The sequence below is a fragment of the Methanocorpusculum petauri genome (assembly GCF_026891975.1).
In the GTDB taxonomy this organism is placed as follows: domain Archaea; phylum Halobacteriota; class Methanomicrobia; order Methanomicrobiales; family Methanocorpusculaceae; genus Methanocorpusculum; species Methanocorpusculum petauri.
The window spans coordinates 13,031-30,083 of sequence record NZ_JAPTGB010000006.1; the positions used below are offsets into that span (position 1 = coordinate 13,031).

21 protein-coding genes are annotated in these 17,053 nt (G+C 50.7%); 6 read left to right on the forward strand and 15 right to left on the reverse strand.

All coding sequences use genetic code 11. From position 1 onward, the window contains the following. The first annotated feature begins 100 nt into the window (after positions 1-100). The 4 genes from O0S10_RS03590 to O0S10_RS03605 all read left to right on the forward strand — a co-directional run bounded on the left by O0S10_RS03590 (position 101) and on the right by O0S10_RS03605 (position 2,445). Positions 101-481: a translation initiation factor IF-5A gene (locus O0S10_RS03590; RefSeq protein WP_268923092.1), complete on the forward strand. Its 381-nt coding sequence runs from the start codon at positions 101-103 to the stop codon at positions 479-481. Between the two features lie 17 nt (positions 482-498). Further along, complete coding sequence (gene speB / locus O0S10_RS03595) at positions 499-1,356, forward strand: agmatinase (RefSeq protein WP_268924533.1); 858 nt, start codon at positions 499-501, stop codon at positions 1,354-1,356. A 113-nt stretch (positions 1,357-1,469) separates the two neighbouring features. Continuing rightward, on the forward strand, positions 1,470-1,805 hold the full coding sequence (locus O0S10_RS03600; protein WP_268924534.1) for a PadR family transcriptional regulator: 336 nt from the start codon (positions 1,470-1,472) through the stop codon (positions 1,803-1,805). Then, entirely contained in the window at positions 1,798-2,445 is a 648-nt protein-coding gene (locus O0S10_RS03605) for a DUF1129 domain-containing protein (RefSeq protein WP_268924535.1), read from the forward strand. Before O0S10_RS03600 ends, O0S10_RS03605 begins: the two co-directional genes overlap by 8 nt. Positions 2,446-2,535: 90 nt before the next feature. On the opposite strand, the gene O0S10_RS03610 is transcribed toward O0S10_RS03605, so the two are convergent. The 10 genes from O0S10_RS03610 to O0S10_RS03655 form a co-directional block, all read right to left on the reverse strand. After that, complete coding sequence (locus O0S10_RS03610) at positions 2,536-3,930, reverse strand: META domain-containing protein (protein WP_268924536.1); 1,395 nt, start codon at positions 3,928-3,930, stop codon at positions 2,536-2,538. Between the two features lie 239 nt (positions 3,931-4,169). Further along, entirely contained in the window at positions 4,170-5,576 is a 1,407-nt protein-coding gene (locus O0S10_RS03615; protein WP_268924537.1) for an META domain-containing protein, read from the reverse strand. Positions 5,577-5,699: 123 nt separating this feature from the next. Beyond that, positions 5,700-6,890 carry a M20/M25/M40 family metallo-hydrolase gene (locus tag O0S10_RS03620; protein ID WP_268924538.1) on the reverse strand — a complete coding sequence of 397 codons (1,191 nt, stop codon included), beginning with the start codon at positions 6,888-6,890 and terminating at the stop codon, positions 5,700-5,702. Positions 6,891-6,893: 3 nt separating this feature from the next. Beyond that, complete coding sequence (locus O0S10_RS03625; RefSeq protein WP_268924539.1) at positions 6,894-7,409, reverse strand: hypothetical protein; 516 nt, start codon at positions 7,407-7,409, stop codon at positions 6,894-6,896. Positions 7,410-7,505: 96 nt separating this feature from the next. Beyond that, positions 7,506-7,679 (reverse strand): 4Fe-4S binding protein, encoded by a 174-nt coding sequence (locus O0S10_RS03630; RefSeq protein WP_268924540.1) that lies wholly within the window; start codon positions 7,677-7,679, stop codon positions 7,506-7,508. 106 nt (positions 7,680-7,785) lie between these two features. After that, on the reverse strand, positions 7,786-8,541 hold the full coding sequence (gene dapB / locus O0S10_RS03635) for a 4-hydroxy-tetrahydrodipicolinate reductase (RefSeq protein WP_268924541.1): 756 nt from the start codon (positions 8,539-8,541) through the stop codon (positions 7,786-7,788). Then, positions 8,534-9,427, reverse strand: a complete 894-nt coding sequence (gene dapA / locus O0S10_RS03640) for a 4-hydroxy-tetrahydrodipicolinate synthase (RefSeq protein ID WP_268924542.1) — start codon at positions 9,425-9,427, stop codon at positions 8,534-8,536. Before dapA ends, dapB begins: the two co-directional genes overlap by 8 nt. A gap of 271 nt (positions 9,428-9,698) precedes the next feature. Further along, positions 9,699-9,893, reverse strand: coding sequence for a 30S ribosomal protein S17e (locus O0S10_RS03645; protein ID WP_268923080.1), 195 nt, complete (start codon positions 9,891-9,893; stop codon positions 9,699-9,701). Positions 9,894-9,903: 10 nt separating this feature from the next. Beyond that, on the reverse strand, positions 9,904-10,416 hold the full coding sequence (locus tag O0S10_RS03650) for a thiamine-phosphate synthase family protein (RefSeq protein ID WP_268924543.1): 513 nt from the start codon (positions 10,414-10,416) through the stop codon (positions 9,904-9,906). A 2-nt stretch (positions 10,417-10,418) separates the two neighbouring features. Beyond that, positions 10,419-10,970, reverse strand: coding sequence for an HD domain-containing protein (locus O0S10_RS03655; RefSeq protein WP_268924544.1), 552 nt, complete (start codon positions 10,968-10,970; stop codon positions 10,419-10,421). A gap of 55 nt (positions 10,971-11,025) precedes the next feature. On the opposite strand from O0S10_RS03655, the gene O0S10_RS03660 reads away from it, so the two are divergent. Next, positions 11,026-11,205, forward strand: coding sequence for a hypothetical protein (locus O0S10_RS03660; protein ID WP_268924545.1), 180 nt, complete (start codon positions 11,026-11,028; stop codon positions 11,203-11,205). 37 nt (positions 11,206-11,242) lie between these two features. On the opposite strand, the gene O0S10_RS03665 is transcribed toward O0S10_RS03660, so the two are convergent. The 5 genes from O0S10_RS03665 to O0S10_RS03685 all read right to left on the reverse strand — a co-directional run bounded on the left by O0S10_RS03665 (position 11,243) and on the right by O0S10_RS03685 (position 16,079). Beyond that, positions 11,243-12,880: a class I adenylate-forming enzyme family protein gene (locus O0S10_RS03665; protein ID WP_268924546.1), complete on the reverse strand. Its 1,638-nt coding sequence runs from the start codon at positions 12,878-12,880 to the stop codon at positions 11,243-11,245. Between the two features lie 123 nt (positions 12,881-13,003). After that, on the reverse strand, positions 13,004-14,053 hold the full coding sequence (locus tag O0S10_RS03670) for a DNA primase large subunit PriL (RefSeq protein WP_268924547.1): 1,050 nt from the start codon (positions 14,051-14,053) through the stop codon (positions 13,004-13,006). Between the two features lie 2 nt (positions 14,054-14,055). After that, the gene (locus tag O0S10_RS03675) at positions 14,056-14,799 is read right to left on the reverse strand and encodes a DNA polymerase sliding clamp (RefSeq protein WP_268924548.1); all 744 of its coding nucleotides are present in this window, start codon (positions 14,797-14,799) and stop codon (positions 14,056-14,058) included. Positions 14,800-15,102: 303 nt separating this feature from the next. Then, a complete protein-coding gene (locus O0S10_RS03680; protein ID WP_268923073.1) occupies positions 15,103-15,663 on the reverse strand; it encodes a TATA-box-binding protein in 561 nt (186 codons plus the stop codon). A gap of 95 nt (positions 15,664-15,758) precedes the next feature. Continuing rightward, complete coding sequence (locus O0S10_RS03685; protein ID WP_268924549.1) at positions 15,759-16,079, reverse strand: transcription factor S; 321 nt, start codon at positions 16,077-16,079, stop codon at positions 15,759-15,761. Positions 16,080-16,188: 109 nt separating this feature from the next. On the opposite strand from O0S10_RS03685, the gene artA reads away from it, so the two are divergent. Then, entirely contained in the window at positions 16,189-17,052 is an 864-nt protein-coding gene (artA, locus tag O0S10_RS03690; protein WP_268924550.1) for an archaeosortase A, read from the forward strand. The last annotated feature ends 1 nt before the right edge of the window (position 17,053 follow it).

Here is a 17,053-nt window from a genome sequence, read left to right on the forward strand (position 1 = left end):
TCATGAAATCAGCGGGTGCTACAAAAACCGTCACAGCTCCGCGCTTCTGTCGCAACACTCATAAGCAATTACCTCACATAATTAGTCAGAGTTAATTATCATGAAGGAACAGACAGAAGTTGGTAAGCTCAAGGAAGGCCGCTACGTTGTTGTCGACGACGAGCCGTGCAAGATCCAGAGCATCGCAATCTCCAAGCCGGGAAAGCACGGAGCAGCAAAAGCAAGACTCGATGTTGTCGGTCTCTTTGACGGTCAGAAGCGTTCCGTCGTTTCCCCGACATCCGCAACCGTCTATGCACCGATCGTTGAGCGCAAAACCGGACAGATCCTGACCATTGCAGGAAACGTTGTGACTTTTATGGATATGAAGGACTTCAATAACTTCGAACTTGTTGTTGACGACGATATCGTTGCAACCTTCCAGCCGGCTCAGGAAGTTCCCTACATCGAATCCCTCGGTAAGCGCAAGCTTGACCTCTGAGACTGTACAATACATCCATGCAGTCTTTTTCAAACACTCTTTTCGCAGATGCAGAGACAGCATACAAAGATTCCCGTTACGTAATTTTTGGTGTTCCGTTTGACGGGACAACATCGTTTAAGGCAGGTGCGCGTGATGCTCCGCAGGCAATCCGTGCAGCATCCTACAATCTTGAGACATATCTGCCGTATTATGATCTGGAGATGCCGGAGATTTTGTTCCATGATGCAGGCGATCTCTACTGCGACTGTCTGCCGGATCTGGTAACGGATCAGGTTGCGGATGCGGTTGAGGATCTCGTGAAGGATGGTAAAATTCCGGTGATGATCGGCGGCGAACACTCGGTGACGATTGGTGCGGTGCGTACGCTTGCGCCCGTATGGTATGTCGTCTGCGATGCACATCTGGACATGCAGGAAGAGTTCCGGGGATCGCCCTATAATCATGACTGTGTAACGGCGCGAGTTTCAGAAACGGTAAAAAATATTATTCTGATCGGACCGCGCAGCGGTACCCGCGAAGAGTTTGCGGCGGCGCGGGAAAAGTATCACCTCTATACGGCGGACACTGTTCTTGAACGCGGTATTTCATCCATTCTTGAGGAGATAGGAGATCTAATCGGCGATGAGACGATATATCTGTCCATCGATGCGGATGCCGTTGACTGCTGCATGACACCCGGCCTTGGAACACCGGAACCGTTCGGACTAACGCCGGCGGATATCCGAACGGTGATCCGCAAGGTCACACAGAAAAACGTGGTCGGGTTTGATTATGTCGAGGTGCTGCCAAACGATTCAGGCCAGACGGCAGTTGTTGCAGCACATCTGATCCGTGAGTTCATCGCAGGGCATTACACTGCCCATCACGAATAGAGCAAAATCCCTCTCTTTTTGTAGCAGAAAATTATTTATAAAAAACGAACTATATTTCTAACCACTACATTGCATTACAATGTAGACTGTAATACAAGGTAGCCAGAGCAGAAATGTTTGACCGATCACAGTTGATGAAAGGAACACTGGAAGGATGCATCCTTCTGATCATCGGCCAGGAAACCACCTACGGATATGAGATTATGGAGAAACTGGTTCAGTACGGGTTTACCGGTATTCGGGAAGGAACAATTTATCCCCTCCTCGTGAGACTGGAAAAGAAGAACCTCATCAGATCCGAATACCGTATCTCACCGCTTGGACCGAGCAGGAAATACTATCATCTTACCGACAGCGGCCGCGAAACTGCAGAGGAATTTTCAGCGGCATGGAAGGATATTTCGCACGCAGTTGAATGCATACTTGGCAGAGGAGGAAGAAATGCCTGAATTATCACAACTCAGAAGAGAAAACAATGAACTGGAAAGGGAACTGACGAAAGAGAACAGTGATCTGATCACACGGATGTACTTCTATCTGCTATCCTCCAGCCTGAAAGAGAGGGAAGTTGAGATCATCCGAAAGGATTTGACCGGCATGGCGCTCGAGGCACAAAAACGGGAAGAGTCGTTTGCGGATGTGATCGGGGAAGACTATAAGCGGTTCTGTGACGAGCTGATCGCAAACGGTAGGAGAAAAACACCGGGCGGAAAACTTCTTGAGATTCTTGAACTCCTGCTCTATGCCGGAAATGTGCTGCTGATAGGAACAATACTGCTCGACGGCACCATGCCCGGAGCAGGACTTGCAATAACTCCGGCATTTATTACGTCCATCCTGTTTGGTGTGGTCTGCGGAACTACCGTTCTGTGGTTCCTTTCCCGGGCCGTCTGGGGACTGCCGGAGAAAAATCTCAGGAGAAATCAGATTCTCAGATATGGAGGACTGTTTGCGGCTCTTGCAGGATTTATTCTGCTGAACAGATTTTTACCGGCAACGGAACTGTTTACCATCGACCCCTATGTTGTTCTGGTGTTCGGAATTGCCGCTCTCATCATTGTAGTTCTGATCCGGAGACGGCAGAACTGACATCCGACACTTTTTTTCGCGAAGATTTCCAAAAAAGAAAAAATTGGTGTGCGTGTTTGGGGTGGTGTATAGTGTGTGTGGATATTATATTCACGCAAACGTCAGCACGGTGTTTCCGGCTGCATCGGTGAGGAAGAGTCTGCCATCGACTACTTTGTAGCCGGCTACGTTTCCGAGTGCTGCGTAGAACTCAGACTCCGCGTTCATTGCGTCTTCAGGTCCTGCCATCATGGTGGAACCGACTGCACTGAAGGTGAGGCCGTCTGCGGTTTCAGTGTAGCTGCCGAAGTAGCGGTTGACCGGAGCCTGACCATTGAATGAACCGTCTGCGGTGAGGTTAAGGGTAACATCGCTGTTGCCGTCAAGGACCCACTCGTTGACAAGACCGGTCTTCTCAACACCCGGAAGGGATTTTGCAGCAGCAGTCTGGGTCTCGACCGCCCGGACAAAAGTCAGGAGAGTGTTTCCGTCTTTGTCGAGGAGTTCAAGGCCGCCTTCGCCAAACTTGTAGCCGGTTGCGTTTCCAAGAGCAGTAAAGTACTCGGTCTCTGCTTTCATTGCATCTTCCGGTCCTGCCATCTCGGTTGCACCGACCGGACCAAAGCTGATGGTCGTTCCAGTGATGGTCACGTTTCCAAAGTAAAGGTTAACCGGAGCCTGACCGTTGAATTTGCCGAAGGAATCGAAGTTAATCGTTACATTCTTGTCGGTGGAGAGAGTCCAGTTGCCGGTGATAGTGACGCCGATCTCTGCAACACTCTCCGTAAAGGTCAGGAGGGTCTTGCCGTTCTTGTCGGTCAGGAGAAGTTTGCCGTCAGTAATCTTGTAGCCGGTGACGTTGTTGAGAGCTGCGAAGAACTCAGTCTCTGCCTTCATCTGATCCTCAGGTCCTGCCATGAGGGTGGTGGCTGCGTTTCCAAAGGTGATGCCGTTGGTTCCGGTGACAAACCAGCTGCCGAAGTAGGTATTGATCGGTGCTTTGCCGTTGAATGCACCATTGGTGAACTCAAGGGTAACTTTGCTGTTGTCAGCAAGGGTCCAGGAGGTTCCGTCAAGGGTCTCTGCGGGCATTGCTGCAAACGTCAGGAGGACACTGCCGGAGGCGTCGGTGAAGGTTACCACACCATTTGCAACAGTGTAGCCGGTAACATTCTGGAGTGCTGCGAGGAAGTTCTGTTCCTGCGTCATCATGTTTTCCGGTCCTGCCATTCTGGTGGTTGCCATCGGGCTGAACGTTACTTTTCCATTCTCAATGGTGATGGTACCATGATAGAGGTTGACACCGGCATTGCCGCTGACATTGGTCCCGGCGATCTCCATACTGATGATGCCGGTTGGGTGTTCTGCATTCGATCCGGATCCCATACCAGTAAGGATCCAGTTGCCCTCAAGGGACTGGGTCTGCGGTGCTGCAATACAGCCTGCCGCAAAGACAAGTCCGCCTACAAAGATGAGGGCGATTAACACAAGTCCTGTGCGTTTCATACTACATACTTGATCATAACAGGATATAAGGTTGGCTTAAACTACGAATTTATTCTCAGTCAAACTGGCTTTGTTTTCAAAATAGAGCACACATAAGAGATTTTTGAGAAGGAGGCCTGATTGCGTAAAAGAAAGAATCTGCATAGGGTTCATCGTCGCGGAAAAGAGATCTTTTTCGTCAGCTGTGGAAAGTATCTGCGGCATGCAGAAATATTTTCGCGCGAAAAAAAGTGGAATGGTTATGCCTGATTGTAGGTCAGGAGTGCCGTACCTCCCGGTCCGGTGAGTACAAGCTGGCCGTCAACAAGGTTATATCCGGTAACATCACCGAGGCTGGTAAGGTAGGAGGTTTCTTTTTTGACCATATCCGCAGGTCCGGTCATTTTGGTGGTGGAGATACCCGTTATGGAGAGAGACTGATCTTTGGAAAAAACGGCATTTGCGATATAGACATTTACGGGGCCCTGACCACTGAAGGTACCGTCGTCACCGATGACAAGCGTGATACTGCTGTCTCCGGCGAGTGTCCATGAAGTCCCTTTGAGCTGGTCGGCTACGTTTACCGCAAAGAGCATGGTGTTGCTGTTGTGATCCGTAAGAGTAAGGGTACCGTCTGCGATATGATAGTCGCTTGCGTTGTTGAGGATACGGTAGTACTGGGTTTCGTAGGCGTTGACGCTGTCATCGGTGGATGCTATTAGGGTACTGATGACATTGCTGACAGTAAGAGTATCAATGCCCGTCGTTCTCCAGGTCCCGCCATAGGTGTTGACAGGCGCCTGACCAGTAAGAGTTCCGGTGGCGTCAAACCGCAGGGTAACGGTCTTTGATGCCTGGGGCGGGGCAATACCGTTGACGGAGGTCAGTTCCCAGGTGGTGTCTGCAAGCATGTTTGTGAAGATAAGAATGGGTTTGCCGCTGCTGTCGGTAAGACTGAGTGTCCCCATGGAAAATCCGAATCCGCTTACAGTCGGAAGAAGGGCAAAGTAGTCGTCTTCCTGTGCCATAAGTGCTGGTGCACCTGCGGCTTTGGTAATGGCAATATCAGCAATGGTAAGTTTAGTACCGTCAAGTTTCCAGGTTCCGGTAAACTGATTGATGCCGCCGGTTCCAAAAATTGTGCCGTTGTCACCAAAACTGAGTGTGATGAGAGTAAGCGGCTGGGCTACAACCGATGCGGCCGGGGTTGTGTAGGAGACAAGTTTCCATGCCGTATTTTTGAGCGGAGAGGTGAAGGTAAGCAATACCGCTCCGTCTTTATCCAGCAGGACAAGCGAACTGTCAGTCAGTTTGTAGCTGGTGCTGTTGACAAGAGAGGAGAAGTATTTTTCCTCATCGGCCATGAACTGTGCAGGCCCTGCCATAAGGGTTGCAGCGATGTGCCCGAAGGTGAGTTTCCCTGCCCCGGGATCTGCGGTGTAGGATACGGAATAACCGTTGACACCGCCGTTTCCGGATGCACTGCCGTTGTCTCCGAAGGTAAGCGAGATGGTCGTTGCCGGGGCACCATTGTCGGGACCGAATCCGGCAAGAACCCATGTTGTTCCTGCAGGGTTCGGCTGGCTGGCCGTGTTGATGCATCCGGCCGTGAGAACTATTGCTCCAATGCAAAAGAGCGCAAGAATGAGTATGCCTGTGCGTTTCATACCTGTATAATTTGCGGGCGGTGGTTATAAGCGTCGAGATGGTTACAATTTTTTGGAGAACACCTCATCCGCGATCTCATTTGCATGGCAGAGAAAAATAAAAATAAAAAGATTTTTCCGGAATCAGAACCCGTATTTTTCCCGATACGTATTGATCAGCCGGTAGTAAATTTCTTCAACCGACCGCAACTGATCAATTCTTACCCGCTCATTTAACCCGTGCAGACCACACAACTCTCCCGGCCCGTACTCAATCGCCCGGAACCCCGCCTTACGCAGTGCCCGTGCATCCGACGCTGCCCACTGAACCATCGGCTTTGAAGCAACATTGTACACACTGCTTATCGCGTTTGCAGTGCTCTGCACCAGAAACGACCCCGGATCCGTAAGAGAAGCATTCGCCTTTGTGATCGGCGTAACCTTTGCCGAAGACGGCATATGTCCGTAAATTTCACCGAGAATGTCATCACAGTCGCAGCCCCACGGCAGCCGGAGATCCATCATCAGGCGGCATTTCTGCGCAACAATATTCACGCGCTCGCCGCCGGAAATAAGACCGGGGTTGTACATGATCTGCCGGAAAATCGGCGAAAGCTCATGACCTTTCTGCCCCTCCTGCATATCACTGATCGCAATTGAATGCTCAATAATTTCTTCCAATACCGGGGACTGCGGATACACACGGTTGTGCAGTGTGTCCATCCATGCAAGAAATGAAAACGCCTGCATAATCGCACTGTCTCCCACCACCGGAAACAGTGACGAGTGTCCCGGCGTTCCGGTAAACTCCACCTCAAACCGGCAGATTCCTTTCTGACCGACCGACGGCGCAAACGCGGGAGTCGGTTCTGCAATCAGCGCATCGCACGGGTGAATTAGCTGTTTTTCAATCAGATACCGCGTTCCGTAGCGTCCGCCGCCCTCTTCATCGCAGACAAATGCAAGGGCCACCGGAACTTCACCACAGTCGTTCATCGCCCGCTCCACTGCGGTAAGAATCGCCGCACAGCCGCCTTTCATATCCGTACTTCCGCGACCGTGCACGTACGTATCGTCAACAATCCCTGCATACGGGGGAATATCCCATCCCTCCTCCATTGCAGGAACCACATCCATGTGGCCGGAAAGCATCAGTGCACGGTTCTGTTCCCGGGAAATGACATTACAGTGCCCGGGTGCTCCTTCTGTAATATCCGAACGGATGCCAAGTCCCTCAAGAAGCGATGTAATATACTGGGCAACCTCCGTCGTGTCGCCCGGCGGATTTTCACTTTTGATCTTCACCAGTTCCGAACAGATACGTACAACATCCATCACTTACCTCGCGGCGTGCTTTGCCTTGTACTCTGTGAACAGCTTACCGAGCGCCCCTGTCGGATAAATGCTCCGGAGAAGCTGCTGGGAGAAAATATCGTCGGTCATGTCATGGAAGAACTGCGGCGGCAGCGGCGTCCGGGAAGCAGGGTCCAGAACAATTCTGAATCCCACATACCGCGTACACTCGTCCGGATCATACACCAGCTGCCAGAGCATCGGCGTACTCTCAAACATCTCCTGATTTGTATCCCGAAGCCAGACCATAAATCCGGGGAACAGCGCATTGTCCCCCTCTTTTGCCTGATCAACCCGGCGGCGGAGATACTCTCCCGTCATCACACAGCGGATTGAATCAGGGTTATAGGCAAGAGAACTCAGCGTATAGTCGAGATGCGCGACAGCATCAATGAGATAAAAATAGAGAACTGGATCCATCTCAGACGGATTTTCCAGAATCAGTGACTTGTGATAGAGATACTCGGCCTCATTTGAGTACTCGTTTCTCTGCGGTAACATAATAGTAGTAGTTTGTCGGGATAGACAAAAAGCGTTGGTATGCAGGCGAAAAACACTCTCAAAAGAAAGTACTGAAAAAAAACGATGTGAATAAGTTTATTCCATGTGGATGGAGCTTTCCGGGCACTCATCCACACAGGTCTCACAGTCAACGCATGCGGATGCATCCACAACTGCCTTGTCGTTGTCAAGTTCAATTGCTGCTGCCGGACAGATGTCCACACAGGTTCCACAGCCGGTACACTTGTCTTTATTAACTACTGCTACCATTTCAAATACCTCAAATAGTGCTTACTTTATTTCAATCAGAAATAAAAATAGGTTTCGACCGGGGAACTGGAACACGTTCCTTCCCGGAGAAAAACGTTCAGGGATTTTACAACCCGAGAACTTCTTTCATGGTGTACAGGCCCGGAACTTTGCCGGAGACCCATGCAGCCGCACGAACTGCACCACGGGCAAACACTGCACGATCATATGCCCGGTGCGTCAGTTCGATCGTTTCATAGTTCTGATGGAACTGCACGGTATGATCACCGACCACGTCACCACCGCGAATCACGTGAACACCAATCTCATTACCGCGTTCGGTCATGCCGCAGCGGCCGTACATCTCCTCACGCTTGCCGACCTCTTCTTCAATAACCTTCAGAATGGTCTTGGCCGTTCCGCTCGGAGCATCTTTTTTGTGACGGTGGTGGGCTTCGATCACTTCAATATCGTAGTCGCCGAGTTTCTTTGCGGCTTCACGAACCAGTTCCCAGAAAATGTTGACACCGACGCTGAAGTTCGTTGTTTTTACGACCGGCACACCTTTGATTGCGTCAATCAGTTCTGCATCCTGTTCCGGGGTGAAACCGGTTGTGCCGATAACGAGGGCTACGTCATGTGCCGCAGCAATTTTTGCGTTCACCATTGTGGCCGCGGCAACTGTGAAGTCGATCATCACATCCGGCTTGTGCTCCTTGATAAACGCTGCAAGACCGGACGATTCTACCACCGGTTTTCCGAGAATCTGTCCCGGACGGATATCAACACCGCCAACCAGTTCGAGTTCCGGACTTTCCACAACCATTGTTGCAATGGTTGTGCCCATGCGGCCCATTGCGCCGCAGATCATTACTTTAGTCATAGTGGGAAAGCACCTCCCGCAGTTTTTCGGTCATTTCCGGGGTCAGTGAGTCCAGCGGCAGCCGGACGTTTCCGGAGGCAATGAGTCCGCGAATCTCTGCGGCACGTTTGACCGGAACAGGGTTTACATCCATGAACATGGCCTTGGACAGTTCCATCAGTTCATAGTGAATTTTGCGTGCCCCGTCCATGTCGCCTTTTACAAAAGAATTATACATGGTAACCATACGCTTTGGTTCAATGTTTGCGGTAACGGAGATGCAGCCCTGACCACCGATGGAAAGGACAGGCAGTGTCAGCGAGTCGTCACCCGAGGTGAGGACAAACGGATACTCGCGTTCCATGCCTTCGAGGCCGTGGATGATAGCCATCATCTGATCGATGTTCCCGCTTGCTTCTTTGACTGCAACGATGTTGGGGATTGTTTTTGCCATCTCAATAATTAAGTCAGGCGGCAGGTTCTGGCCGGTTCGGCCGGGAATGTTGTACACCACGACGGGAAGACCGACATCAGCGACTTTTTTGTAGTGTTTGAGAAGACCGCTCCTGTTTGGTTTATTGTAGTAGGGACTTATCAGGAGGGCACCGTCCGCTCCGGCAATTTTTGCGGCGCGGGTCATGAGAAGTGCTTCTTCGGTGTTGTTGGATCCGGTTCCGGCAATAACGGGTATGCGGTTGTTTGCGGCAGATACGGCTTCTTCAATGACACGGATGTGCTCAGCATGCGTCATCGTGGCAGATTCGCCGGTCGAGCCGCAGGGCAGAAGACCGTGAACACCGCCGGAGATCACATGCTCAATACAGCTCCGAAGTCCTTCAATATCAAGGGACTGTGAGGCATCCTCACGGAACGGAGTGATGAGTGCGGGAATCACACCTTCGAACATAGTATATATGAATTGGGTGCGGAAGCTACATGTACCTTCGCTTGATACGGGTGTTGCCATGATAGTATTTACCGGGAAGTTTCAGAAAATCTCTCCGTGAAAAAAACGCTGACAGCTCTCCAGATAAAAATCCGGCGGAACACAAAACAGAATAAAAAAATGTTTTTTGCCGGGAAAGCCGATCCCCCGCAGGGACGGAAAAACTCTTCCGCACAAATGTATTGCAGGGCCGCAAAGCGGTGAGCAAGGCTTTGCCTTGCGATTTTGAGAATTACCGGCGGCGGTTGTGGGTATTGACCTTGCGGGTAATGAATCCGGCAACACGGTTGCGGATGCTCTTACTCTCAATGGTGGTGATCTCGGAAACAACTCTCTTGTTGTCGTCAAAGCTGTTGTTGAAGCTTGCTCCGTGCTGTTCCATAAGGGCGACGCCCATACTCTTGATATAGCTTGGCTTAATTCCCATGCGATATTCCTCAGATGTCTGTATATGTAAGTCGTTCTGATATGATAAGTATTCTGTTTGCCACTTCTTCAGGAGTGGAACCAAGAATACGGATCAGTGGCTCAGTTCCCGTTGTACCGCTGTTGATAATCACCAGCGGCACCCCGTCCCGGCAGCAGGAAGCAATACCCCAGTCCATACTGGATATCCCCGGCGGAAACTTTGTGGGATCATACTCGGCAACGTCACGCAGGGTTTCCCTGACAATTTCGGCAATCTCTGTGGTATACCGGATACATCCCACCGCGCGGACGTCGGCATCAAACCTGACTACCGTCAGCAGCACACGAACGAGGGTATCGTCTGTACCAAATCCGATTCCGGTCGATCTGACCACCGCAATATCCTTCAGATCGCGGGGATTTTTTATGGCGTATGCAAGCGCCACACCGCCGGAGGGCAGGAGATAGCGGGGAATATTCATCACACGACCGTGCGCCTGCTGAAGAGCCTTCAGCACTACGGACTGCTCTTTTGCGGACATGATCACGTAAGTCCGAGTTGATCCCGTACCGCCGAAATCTCGCGAATCGCAACTTCATACATCCGTTCACGCGGCACCAGTCCATCACCCAGCGCAATCCGGCTGCGGTCGCAGCCCGCGGCAAAGGATGCGGTCTTGTACTTCTTTGTCACCGTTTTTGGTGTGACCTCCGTAATCTTTCCACCCTTCACATACGCACACGCAATCACCAGACCCGATATACTGTCGGCAACCTGCAGACAGATCTCAACCGGAGTTGTATACTCTCCCGAAAATAGCAGATGATTGTGGCGTTTGATCGGCCCTGCAATCTCATCGGCCACCCCTGCGGCCTTCAGAATAGCATACCCCGCAGGTCCGTGCCGGGTCATATCCTCACCGACCTCTTCGAAATCAATATCATGCAAAATACCAATTATCTCCCAGAGACGGGAATCCTCTGAAAGCTCCTCGGCAAGCCCCTTCATGACAGCAGCGGTCGCGACACAGTGTCCGCGAAGCGAATCCGCCTTCACATGTACATGCAGAAGGGCAAGCGCCTCATCTTTCTCCATACCTATACTTGTGCTATCAAAACTCATAAAAGCACACACGCCAATTCATATAACCATGAAAGGATGGGTTTTGGATATCATTGTCGGGGTCTCTGCCCTGATAGTGTTCGGCATTCTGTTGTTCGCTCTGCCGATGATCATGCCTGCAGCATACGGATACATCGGTGCATTAATACTGTTTATCGCGTACCTGACCGTCGCTGGTTTGACCGTCATTAAGAAAACAATCGCCTGAAAATTCAGGAAAAAATATTTTTTTATGTTGTTCTGATTCAGCGGGACGCGTTCTTCCGGAATTCCAGTTCCTCCAGCGCCCGGTAATCGGTTTTTTCCATCTTGGTATGTGGAAGGGCCGCAACGATCTCAACTGCCGCAGGAATACTCCACCTGTTCAGTCTCCCCACCGCATACTCAATGAGCTTGCGTTCCGCCTCTGCCGGGTCCATCTTCCGCTTCAGTGTGACATACAGTTTGATTCTGGTATCATGTTTCCAGGAAATGCCAATCGCACAGGCCTCCTGCACATCAGGATGCGTCTGCATGACCTCTTCGATCATCATCGGATACACATTGTAGCCGTTCACTTTCACCATGCGTTTGTACCGTGAACGGAAACAGATGTCACCGGTCGGTGTTATCTTTACAATGTCCCCGGTGTGCAGCCACAGTCCGCCGTCCTCGTGCCGCTTGAGGACCGCATCAGTTGCCTCCTGATTGCGGTAGTACCCGGTCATCACCGCGTCGCTTAAGAGACACAGTTCTCCTTCCATGCCGTCCGGCAGAACAGTGGTAGTTCCCGGTTCAACCGTACAGACCTTGTTTCCCATCAGCGGAATACCTACACAGCCTGTGGGAACCGTGCGGTAGCCGTCTTCCGTTAACGCACAGACACTGCATGCCTCGGTCAGCCCGTAGCCGGGCCTGAACTTTACCATACAGTTGCCCTGCCGGAGGAGCTGGTTGTACCGGTTGATCAGACTGCCGCTGACACTGTCACCGCCCGCAACGATCAGTTTGATGAACGAAAGATCCTTTCCTTCGAATTCGCTGTACATCCGTTCATACATTGCAGGGACGCCGGCAATATATGCGGTTTTTTCCGAGAGAATCGTGTGGGCACACTCTTTTGCGTCAAATCTCGGCAGAAGGGCAACCTTCAGACCTGCGGAAAGAGGTGTGTGGACAGTGACGGCAAGACCAAATGCATGAAACATCGGGAGAATTGCCAGAAATCCGTCACCCACATGAATATCCTCACCGCCGATCCCGACAACAAGCTGGATTGCAACCGCGTTTATCGCGAAGTTTGAGAGCATCACTCCCTTGGCAGTCCCGGTCGTGCCGCCGGTGTACATAATAACTGCGGTATCTTTTGGAACGCCCGCCATTTCCGGAACGCCGGACACGGCAACTGCGGCACGTCCCTCCTTTATGAGATCGTCCCACTCGGTGATCTTTCGGACATTTTCGCCGTTGAGGCATTTTCTGACAGCACGGCGGTACACCCATCCCATGAGATAGCCTTTCGGTGTTTTCGGGAAGTAAGCGGGAGTTTTGCACCGAATAATCTCCACATCCATTCCCGAACAGACTGCTTCATTGATCTCGCAGGTCAGTACGTATTTGCTTTCGGTCAGATCCACCGCGTATCCGGTCTCACCGGTGGTTGACAACGGGTGCACCATGTTGCAGACCGCACCGATCAGATTGACTGCATAAACTGCAACAACACACTGCGGGATATTGGGAAGGAAAATGGTAACAAAATCCCCGCGTCTGACCCCATGAGCGAGAAGACCGGCAGCGCATGCATGGACCTCTTCAAGAAGTTCCCCGTAGCTGATATGATTCCCATAATAGGCAAGAGCAGGACGCACGTTTCCGGCCCGCTCTGCTCCGTATCTGAGCATAGAATACAGGGTTTGTTTCGCTGATTCAGGATAGGTTATTACTGGCAAATTGCTCATCCATACACCACACAGTTCACTCATATGATGTATTGACGGCGGCTATAAATATTTACGGGATTATCGTTATTCTCCCGGTTTTTCCGGAACAGTTTTTTCCGCAGCAGCCAATGCCTGCGCTTCCTCCCGGAGACGTTTTCTTTCCAGCAGTTTTTTCTTTGAACGATAATAGTTCAGGGGATGAGCGATTTTGTCGCACAGCGAGTCACGGTTAACGCAGATGCCGTGCGTCAGCATGGTCTGACAGGCGGGCGTCGTGTACTCGTGCGTGGTGATATGGTCCACCTGATACATGGTCATGTCAGGATTAAAGTCAGGACTGCGGGCAAAGATACCTGCAACCTGTGCAGGTGTCATGCCGATGTTGTTCAGAAACGCGGTCATCGCAAACCTGCCCGAGTGCGAAAGGTTGACACCTGCCGCAGCTCCTGCAATCAGTGCCTGAATGCACGGAGGGTATGCCGATTCATCAATCGCCCCGAATTCCGCAAGTGTCCTCTCCTGCAGGGCCGCTGTGAGCTTTTCACACCATGGCGCAAACTCATGCTCCATCGACGGCGGGATGGTCAGCGGCAGCTGGGATGCAAGAATTTTTCTGATGCGTTCCCGCAGCAGTATGTCCTGTTCATCGTCAGAGATTGCAACCTGCCCGCCGTCTACGTCACGGTTAATGAGCCGCCACTTCGGCTCGCGGACGGTTGAAGCAAGCTCCACATATTTGATCACCGGCATTTTCCCGAGGCCCAGAGTGATGCCGAGTGTCTCACAGACATGGTTCTTGAGTTTTTCGTTCTCCTCGTCATGGATGTAGAAGTACACCCGTTTTGCCTCCATGCGTGCAAGCCTCTCGATGAGATTTCGGTCTTTGATACAGGAAACAAGAACACGTGCCAGCACATAGGTCGCAATGTCGGCAACAACATCCTGCGACTCAGGATACATCTCTTTACCATCAATAGCACAAGCTACCCGCTCAACTGCTGCGTCGAGATACTTCCGTCCGAGAGCAGATGCAGTGAAGTCGTGCATCTTGATGCCGCGTGCGGCAAGAAACTCCTGAGACTCTTTCAAAAAAGGATAGTGGGTTAGATCGCGCGGCTCAACGGCGAGACGCATGGTTAGTCTGCCTCTATTCTCGGGGCGAGCAGATAACCGATCTTACCTTTGCCATCTGCATAGACAAAGGAGAACTGTACCGGGTGATCATTGCCAAGCCGGATCTGCACCTTGTCCGCTCTGCTGATGGATTTGCCCATATCCTTCAGGTAATCAAGGGAGAATAGGGAGCGTGCCGCGGCACAGGAAATATAATGGACATCGTCACCTGCAAGTTCACGTTTGATTCTGTCGCTGTCACCTTCAGCATTCAGGGTGAAGACCTGGGTATCCGGGTTTACGGATAAGGAGATCTTGTCAGAGACCATCGCAGCAGCCTTGATTGCGTCGTAGAACATAGAACCTGCAATTTCAAACGTTGCAGGAAGATCAAGGTTCGGCGCGTTCGGATCCTTTCTGATGGTCTTTGTGTCAAGCAGGGTTATGGAATATTCATATCCGCCGAAGCTGATTTTCAGCTTCTTTCCGGTGTCATCAAGTTCGAGAGCAACGGAGTCTGTCTTGCCGATCATGCCCATCATTGCCCGGATCTTTTCGATGTCAAGACCAAGTTCTGCAGGTTCTGCGGCATAGGTGGAAAATGCACCCGCTTCAAGTTCCAGGGATACCATGGCAACGTTGGAGGTATCAACCGTGATTGTGTGGATGCCGCGCTCATCGACATGAAGTCGGCATTCGTTTACCAGTGCAGAGACAGCATCGATCGTCTCCCGGAAAATATCTGCATCTATTGTTGCTTTTAACATCTGTAATACCCCTTGACACACCCGAACATGCCAGTGTGACGGTCGTTAATAATACTATACTAATACACTTTATAAATTTATATCATTGCCGCTGTTTTCGGTGTTGCTCCAAAAGTCCGGATAGACTTTGGCCTTCGAAACAGGAATTATTTCTCGAACAAATACCTGAGTTCTGTTTTCAAAAATTTCCGACATGAATTACTCCAAGAAAAAAAGTCCACGAGGGTTTCAGCCCCGCTGTTTTTCGGAGGATCTGTCGATGAACCAAAAAAAATTCGGGCGGATACCGATGATCCAAAGAGATCAGAGCATTTTCAGATCGGAGAGATCTTTGTAAATCTTCTGAACCGCCCGTTTTGCATCCTCAGGAACTTTACCGCCGGTGATGATCAGTTTTCCCGAACCAAACAGCAGAACAACGACCTTCGGATCATCCAGCCGATAGACAAGACCGGGGAACTGCTCTGGTTCATACTCGATCTTGTCGAGGTTGAAACTCATTGCGATCTTGTTGAGATTGATGCGCGATCCGAGATCTGCGGAGGTCACAATGTTCTGGATACTGTAGGTCGGATTATCCACAATTTCGATATTGAGATCGCGAAGGAGACCAACCAGATACTCAAGACCTTTGTTAAGGCTGTCAATGCTTTTTGCGCCGGTAAGCACAACCTTGCCCGATCCGAACACCAGTGCAGCAATTTTCGGGTTCTGCATCCGCAGAACAACACCCGGAAACCGCTGTTTATTGTATTCAGCTCCCGGTATCTGCGCTGCGAGAACGAGGAGATCCAGTTTATCATTTACCTTTGTGGATGCAACCACATTTTCGATCTTCAATGATTCATCGGGCAGGCCTGACATATTTATATCTAAAACAGGTAACTATATAAAAACTCGGTTGGGATCGCAGAAAAGAAATCAGATGGGAGAGCCCCCTCTCTCCTGCTGCATTCCTATTAATCGTATTCACGCCAGGTGTGCTTGCACTTGGTACAGCGGAAGAATCTGACTTCGGATTCATCAGCACTGCGAAGCTGGCGAAGCCACCACTCAGCAATTCCATGTCCGCAGTTCGGGCATTTGACGGCACAGGTAGGTTTTGTTTCAATATCCATATCATCATCAACGATGAGGATGTCATTTTCCTGCATGTAGGCGACTTTTTTCATCTGTTCCTTCTCTGCCGAGCTGATCTCCTCTGCATACCCGCATTTTGCACAGGTCAGTTTGCCGTCTTTGGACTTCATCAATTTCCCGCATTTCGGACAGAACATCATAGAGTTAAATATTTGTTTTGAAACCTTATATACTCTGATCATACCGGACGACCGAATTCCCCAACAAAACCCTCTTTATTGATCACGGCAAACAGTGTAAGCAGTTCGTATGCTGGAGCAGTTAATTGAAACCATTGTCATCCTTTCCTGTATTGCGTTCCTGTTGTTTCTGATTCCGGGAAAGCACCAGAAATATGTGGCAAGTATCGGATGGGTTGCAATGGAGGCAGTGCTCCTGCTGATGTTCCCTTACTTCTTTGAGGAGGGAAACTTTGTTTATCCGATAATTGCCATTGTCGCATTGCCCTGTATATACATCACCGTCAAACGGCTGTTTATGGATGATTACTATGTCCGCCGCCTGACGTATGCTGCATCTATTGCGTATCTGATCTATGCACCGTTCGCGTTCATACCGGCTCTCGGGAACTGGCTGATCAGTGTGGTCGTGGATCTGGTGGCAATTGTTCTTACTGCAATCGGGACACCGTACACCATGTCAGCCTGGAACATCTTCATGGGGGAGGTACTGCCGGGCAACACCTTCGGATTTCAGGTTGAAGTAATTCTCGGATGTACCGGTATTCAGGCGATTGCCATTCTCCTCGGTGTGGTAGCGATCATTCCGTCAAGCTGGAAGAGAAAACTCGGCCTGTTCTTTTTAGTAACGATACCGATCTTTGCGGTGAACATTTTCCGCAACGCGTATGTGGTAACCGCATACACGCAGCAGTGGTATCCCTGGTTCCAGGAATGGTTCCCGGAACCGGAGATGTACGGTTATGCAAGTTTCTTCTGGGCGCACAATGTATTCTGTGAACTGCTTGCAGTTGCCGTGCTGATTGGTATTGCTTACCTGCTCTTCAAACTTAATCCGACGATGGTTACGACGCTGCGCGACATCGGGGTTGTATATTATGATGAGCTGATGGCAATGCGCGACCGGATCTTCGGCAGGAAACTGACAGAATAAT